The 7,067-nt window shown below is 34.0% G+C and carries 5 protein-coding genes; 3 read left to right on the top strand and 2 right to left on the bottom strand.

Features of this window, described 5'->3' with window-relative positions:
- Positions 1–203: 203 nt before the first annotated feature.
- From metG to Q7P22_RS09970, 3 genes are all read left to right on the top strand, one after another.
- The gene (gene metG / locus Q7P22_RS09960; RefSeq protein WP_303863725.1) at positions 204–2,138 is read left to right on the top strand and encodes a methionine--tRNA ligase; all 1,935 of its coding nucleotides are present in this window, start codon (positions 204–206) and stop codon (positions 2,136–2,138) included.
- 422 nt (positions 2,139–2,560) lie between these two features.
- Complete coding sequence (locus tag Q7P22_RS09965) at positions 2,561–3,331, top strand: TatD family hydrolase (RefSeq protein ID WP_303863727.1); 771 nt, start codon at positions 2,561–2,563, stop codon at positions 3,329–3,331.
- Between the two features lie 314 nt (positions 3,332–3,645).
- Entirely contained in the window at positions 3,646–4,656 is a 1,011-nt protein-coding gene (locus Q7P22_RS09970) for a 3D domain-containing protein (RefSeq protein WP_303863729.1), read from the top strand.
- 262 nt (positions 4,657–4,918) lie between these two features.
- Here the strand turns inward: Q7P22_RS09970 and Q7P22_RS09975 are convergent, their stop codons facing one another.
- Positions 4,919–5,893, bottom strand: a complete 975-nt coding sequence (locus Q7P22_RS09975) for an ATP-binding protein (RefSeq protein ID WP_303863730.1) — start codon at positions 5,891–5,893, stop codon at positions 4,919–4,921.
- On the bottom strand, positions 5,890–6,852 hold the full coding sequence (locus Q7P22_RS09980; protein ID WP_303863732.1) for a DnaD domain protein: 963 nt from the start codon (positions 6,850–6,852) through the stop codon (positions 5,890–5,892). Before Q7P22_RS09980 ends, Q7P22_RS09975 begins: the two co-directional genes overlap by 4 nt.
- Positions 6,853–7,067: the final 215 nt, after the last annotated feature.

A 7,067-nucleotide genomic window follows, 5' to 3' on the forward strand; every position in this document is an offset into this window, starting at 1 on the left:
AAATAATGAACAATTTAGAAGAGTAACAAGCGTCGCATATTTGTACTGTTCAATGTTCAACGTTCGTTTTTCATTGTTCATTGAAGATTTTGTATTGAGTTCCGCTTTCCGCATTCAGCTTTCAGCAATCCACTTTCTATCGAAATTAATGAGCTTAACTACAAAAACAAAAATAAATTAATAGCAAGTAGAGGAGATTAACAATGAGTAAAAACTTTTATATTACCACGCCAATTTATTATCCAAGTGACAAGCTTCACATAGGGCACACTTATACTACAGTAGCGGCTGATGCTATGAGTAGGTATAAGAAGTTAATGGGGTATGATGTGTTCTTTTTAACGGGAACAGATGAACACGGTCAAAAGATTCAGCAAAGGGCTGAAGAAAGTGGGATTACACCTAAAGAATATGTAGACCCTATTGTAGCTGATATTAAAAAATTATGGGAAGTAATGAATATTGATTATGATCACTTTATCCGAACAACAGATCCTTATCATATAGAATCTGTACAGAAAATATTCAAAAGACTATATGATCAAGGAGATATATACAAATCCTATTATGAAGGATGGTATTGTACGCCTTGTGAATCCTTTTGGACAGAATCTCAATTAGAAGATGGTAAATGTCCTGATTGTGGTAGAGAGGTGAGCCAAGAGAGAGAAGAAGCATATTTCTTTAAAATGTCAAAATACGCTGATCGCCTTATTGAATACATCGAAAGTCATCCAGAATTTATTCAACCAGAGTCTCGAAAAAACGAGATGCTCAATAATTTTTTAAGACCAGGTCTACAGGATTTATGCGTTTCACGTACTACATTTGATTGGGGAATCCCTGTGGAATTTGCTCCAGGTCACGTAGTATATGTATGGATTGATGCTTTATCCAATTATATTACAGCTTTAGGATACCTAAACTCAAGACCTCAGTTAATGGAGAAATACTGGCCTGCTGATGTTCAGCTTATAGGTAAAGATATACTGAGATTTCACACGATTTACTGGCCTATTATGCTTATGGCTCTTGATTTACCATTACCTAAACAAGTATTTGGGCATGGTTGGATATTACTCAAAGGTGGGAAAATGTCTAAATCTAAGGGTAATGTCATTGATCCTATCCAATTAGTTGAAAAATACGGTGTAGATGCTCTGAGATATTATGTCCTTCGAGAAATGCCATTTGGATCTGATGGGAGCTATAATGAAGAATCATTGATTAGTCGCACGAATTCCGACTTAGCAAATGATTTGGGTAATTTGTTAAGTCGTACAGTAAGCATGACGGAAAAATATTTTGATGGGGTAATACCTTCTACAAGGGAGGGAGATGATTTAGATAAAGAAATCTCTCAACTGGCCCTAAAGACTTCAAAAGAAGTTGAAAAATATATGGATAAATTAGAGTTTAGCAATGCTTTAACTAGTATATGGAAACTTGTTTCTAGGGCAAATAAATACATTGATGAGACCACACCTTGGATTCTAGGTAAAGATCCAGAAAAAGCACCAAGGCTTGCACAAGTCCTTTACAATTTAAGTGAAATCCTTAGAATGGTTGGCATAATGATTATTCCATTTATGCCCCATACATCAGAGAAACTCCTAGAGCAAATCAGTATTAATAAAGATCTTGCCACATGGGATAGTTTGAGTGAATTTGGTCTTTATCCAGAAGAAACAAAAGTCAAAAAAGGTCAACAACTTTTCCCAAGAATTGATATAAAAGAAGAAGAGAAAAAAGAAGAAAAGCAAGTTGAGAAAAAGAAAGAAAAGAACAAAGGAAAAGAAAAAAATCCTGAGATAGAGGAAATCACCATCGATGATTTTGCAAAAGTACAGCTTAAAACTGGTGAAATCATAGAAGCAAAAGCTCATCCAGATGCAGATAAGCTTTTGGTTTTGCAGATTAAAATAGGGCAAGAGACAAGACAAATTGTGTCAGGAATTGCAAAATACTATAGTCCAGATCAATTAGTAGGAAAGAAAGTAGTAGTAGTTTGCAATTTAAAACCAGTAAAACTTAGAGGCGTAGAATCTCAAGGTATGGTCTTAGCTGCAGCTAATAAAAAGGAATTAAATTTAGTTACGATAGATGGAGATATGGAAGCAGGAAATACGGTAAGCTGATCTAGCGGAGGGTTGAAAGCTGAAAGCGGAAACCTTTTAGTTAGAATGCTATTGGTTGGATGGTTGGTTCGTTGGACGGGAAAGGCAATACTCGATTTGAGCGAGTTTGGGTAAAGGCATAAGATCCTTCGCTTGCGCTCAGGATGACGGGGGTAGCTAATCTTGGGTATCTAAGTGTCGTAGGTACAATGTTTTGACCCTAGCTACTGCATATGTCATCCTGAGGCTTTAGCCGAAGGATCCCTACTTGCTAACTATTGAGAATATACTATATATTAATTGAGTTTTTAATAATTTTAAATCCCCAATTCTCAATTGTGCGCAAAGCGCACGTAGTGACTAAAGGTTTTACTTAGAACTTACAACTTAAAACGTAGAACTAAATCAGCCACCTTTGGTGGCTGATTTCATAGGAGGTAATTATGTTAATTGATACACATGCTCATTTGATAGATGAAAAGTACGAAGAAAATCGCTCCGAAATCATTGAGGGTTTACAAAATAATAGGATGGAGATTTTAATAAATCCTGCAGTAGATTTAGATACATCTAGAAAAGGAATCCAATTGGCAGAATCGTGGGATTTTATATTTGCGGCAGTGGGATATCATCCCCATGAGGCACGTCATGCTAGTGAAGAGGATTTAAAGCAGATAGAAAAGCTAAGCACTCATCCTAAAGTAGTGGCTATCGGAGAAATTGGCTTAGATTATCATTATGATTTTTCACCTAGAGAAATTCAACAGGAAATCTATGAAAAGCAAATCGATATAGCGAAAAGACAAAAGCTTCCTATAATCATTCATAGTAGAGAAGCCCATCAAGATACCTTTGACATATTAGAAAGAAATAAAGAAGGATTGACGGGAGTACTTCATAGTTATAGTGGAAGCTGGGAGATGGCCAAGAGATACTTAGATCTAGGTTTTTATTTATCCATATCTGGTCCTATTACTTTTAAGAATGCTCATAAACTGCCAGAAGTAGCGGAAAAAATACCATTAGACCGATTATTAATAGAGACAGATAGTCCTTATCTAACTCCTGTGCCCTATAGAGGCAAGGTCAATAATCCAGCTTATGTAAGATATGTAGCTGAAGAAATCTGTAGATTACGAAATATTGAGTTTGAAGAATTGCTTCTACAAATAAAAGAGAACACCTTAGCCTTATTTACTAAAATAGAAATGTAAATAAGTTTGTGATTTGCTTAAAATGCCTTTGAAGAATTAGATATATTATTTAACCCTGCATCCTCAATTAGACATAAATTTTAAAATATAAATGTTACAATTGGTGTACATACTCTGAATATATATACAAGTTGTAACAATTGTCACTAGGAAATTTGACAAATTTATCGATATAGTGTATTATAACGACAAATAATAGATTGGATTTCATTTATAGATTCATCTATGTACATGAAATTCAATAACTCAGTGGTTATATTATATTTTTATGTAGAAGTGACGTATGACTTCTGAAAACAGAGGAGGTAGAAGAAATGAGTCTAAGTAAAATCAAGGGCTTAATGCACGAGAAGAAACTTATCATAGGCATAATATTCTTTTTACTGACAATGACGCTATTTATATTATTTGGCAAAAATGATATCATCGTAAAGGTAGATCACGAAGAGGTATCTGCATCTTTTAGGGGTACTCAAACGGTAGAACAGGTATTAAAAAATCAAAATATTAGTCTAAAAAAAGAAGATAAGGTAGAGCCAGCACTTCATACGGAGCTTGAAGATGGAGATATTATCGAAATTCAAAGGGCTATACCTATTATAGTAGTTGCCGATGGAACAGAACATAAAATTAATACTACGCTTAATAAAGTAGAAGATGTTTTAGGGCAATTAGAGCTACAAGTTGATGAAAACGATAAAGTAGAACCTAGTTTATCATCTACAGTGAATAAAGAAAACAATAGCATAAAAATTGTTCGTGTAGAGGAAAAGATTGAAGTAAAAGAAACATCATTAGATTATAAAAAAATTGAAAAAAAGAATAGCAATTTGTTGCAAGGTAAGACCAACTTAGTCCAAAGAGGAAGTACTGGTCTAAAAACAATAGAAGAAAAAGTCATCTTAGAAGATAATGCAGAAGTAAGCAGAGAAGTAATTTCAGAAAATATTAAAAAACCAGTTGATGAAATTAAAGAAATTGGAACAAAAGTACCTGTGAACAAAATAGTTACTAGTTCAAATAAAAGTGTGCCAGCTTCTAGAGGGGATCAAAGTTCTGTAAAGACTATAACCGTAGAAGCTACAGCTTACTATGTAGGAAATAGAACGGCGTCAGGCACAAATCCAAGTGCAAATCGAACCATAGCAGCATCTAGTAACTATTCCTTTGGTACAAAGATGTATATTCCAGCTTTGGGAAATACATATGTTGTAGAAGACCGAGGTGGGGCTGTTACAGGAAATAAAATAGATATCTATTTCAATACCCGTGAAGAATGCGTAAGATTTGGAAGAAAGACTCTTCAAGTACAGGTATTGCAATAAAAACACCCTCTAAAGGGTGTTTTTTTTATTGCAGCAGATCAGGCTTTAGGTCGCTTCTTTCCTGTCAGTCCTAGTATCACTGCATTTCTTTTGGGTCGGTTGGCGTTTGTTACATGATTGTAGTAAAAGCCTTCATAATAGCTTCCTTTAGGAGCTTGATTTTCGACTTTCTATATTCCGCGCTTTTAATAGAACGAAGAGGAATATATGAAAGCTAAGGACTGGTGACTTTATTTGGCTAGGGACTAAAAAAGCCAAGCTCCTACAAAAGCTTGGCTTTTTTTAACCGAATATCGTCTCCTATAAACTTTAGAAACGTAAAATTCCCTATAATTCTTGAGGTCAGTCGAGTGCTGTACCTCTTTTGAAGTTCTTTCAGAGATAAATTTGTTGAGATTACATTACTCTTTTGATCCATTAGTCTTCTATTTAGCAAATTAAAGAGCTCATTGTTAGCAAATTCCGTTAAGCTTTCTGTGCCTAAGTCATCGATGATTAAAAGGTCACATTGATACAAATAACTTAGTGTATTAACTTGGATATTTTGATTGAATTTATTTCTTCTGATAGAGTCAATTAAGTCTGTAGCCGTTTGATAGATTACCGTTTTTCCCTTATCTAAAAGTTCTTTTGCAATGCAATGAGATATGAAAGTTTTTCCTAAGCCAGAGTTTCCATACAAGTATAAATTTTCATACTGAGAATCAAATTTTTCTACAAAGTTTACAGCCATCAAATAAATATTTTGAATATTTAATCTAGGAGATACGCCAAATTTACTCTTGTCCTCATCATAGCAATCCAATCGAAAGGTATCAAAATTTTCTATGGACAATACCTTATCAAGGTTGGATTGTTGATAGTATTTTCGAATTAAAGCTTTTGTAAAACAAGAGCAGGTATTTTGTTCGATTATTCCCATGTCATGGCAAGCAGGGCAGTCATACTCTATTTCTAAATAATCTTTTGCATAACCAGCTTTTAGTAAGATTTGTTTTCTCTCTTCTACTAGTTCTTGCGTCTTCTTCTCAAAAGTTTTTATCTCATTCATATTACTTGAACCAGTAGAGATGGATTTAGCAAATTCGATTCCCATGTAGTTTAATTGATTGGCAATCTCTTCTAACCGTGGATAGGACTTGTACATTTCCTGTTTTCGCTTATTCTGATTGATTTCCTTTAACGTTCGCTTCTTTTCAAATTCAATAATGGTTTCATTGTATATATCGTCCCTCATTCATTTTCTCTCCACATTTTTTCTTCTAGTTTTTTCTCAAGTAAGTCATAATCATAACCATTTTGGTTGTATTGGGTTGGTTTAGTTTCTGATTTTTGCTTTTTAGGTAGTTCTTCTTTTTCTATGTCTTCTGGTTTGGTATAGTTTTTTTTATGCCATTCTGTAAGTATGGTATCTATATATTTAAAGTTTGGCTTGTCGATAGCGAGGGTCTTTTTGCAAGCTTCGATGATTATCTCCATGCTCATATTGTAGGTAGAGATCCATTTGTCCATAATTCCAATTTCAGCTTTCGTTGGTGAACGTTTAAAACCAAGGTAATTCATAATCTTATAATACCTGTCCCGTTTTTCTCTAAAAGAATTGATATTCTCCATGGCTTCATCGTAGGTATTAATTTTCTTATCATACCAATTTAAGGCCACTTTGTTGATATAGTTAATGTCTTTTTTATTCAAATTAAAGCAGTATTCGACTAATAGCGTAATCATTTCTGGGTTGAAGAGCAAATCATTCATCCAACTGGCAATAATTTGTAACTCTTTATAGCTAAGAGGTCTACCATACATAAATTCTATTGTCTTATATAATTCTTCTATTATCTTTTGATTTGAATGTTCTTCTTCAGTATGCACATTATTACCCTGAAGCATAAGAGATGAAATATGAAGATATTTTATATGATAATTGTCGTCTCCACTTCTCTCACAAGTCAGTATGCCTTGTTGTTCCCAATATTCCCATGCTTTTCTTACATCACTCTCCAATAAACCTAAAGTTTTACCAATAATCTTATTTGAAATAGAGGAGAGATTTTTATTGCTGCAATACTTTAGTCCTAATAGATACACTTTTACATAGTCTCCTGGGGCAGTAGGCATATAATGGTTGATAAAAATATTTTCTAACACAGTAACGCCTAAATCGTCATTATTGATGTATAGTTCAAAATTATTCATTGTCCACCTCTTATCTATGAATAAACTTTTGCATTATTATTAAAGTAACGCTTATTAGCAGTTATTTTACTTCCTTTATATAGAGTATATCATAAATAATTCGCAGATGGCCTTAGCTACTTTGTAGCCTCGGTCGTTTGGAGTAACACTTTGCTTATCTGAGCTGTGTCCTGCGGCTTCATAGATGCCAACAGAACTGCATCGCCATTTACCAG

It is taken from the genome of Alkalibaculum bacchi (assembly GCF_937875145.1).
GTDB lineage: Bacteria > Bacillota > Clostridia > Eubacteriales > Alkalibacteraceae > Alkalibaculum > Alkalibaculum bacchi_A.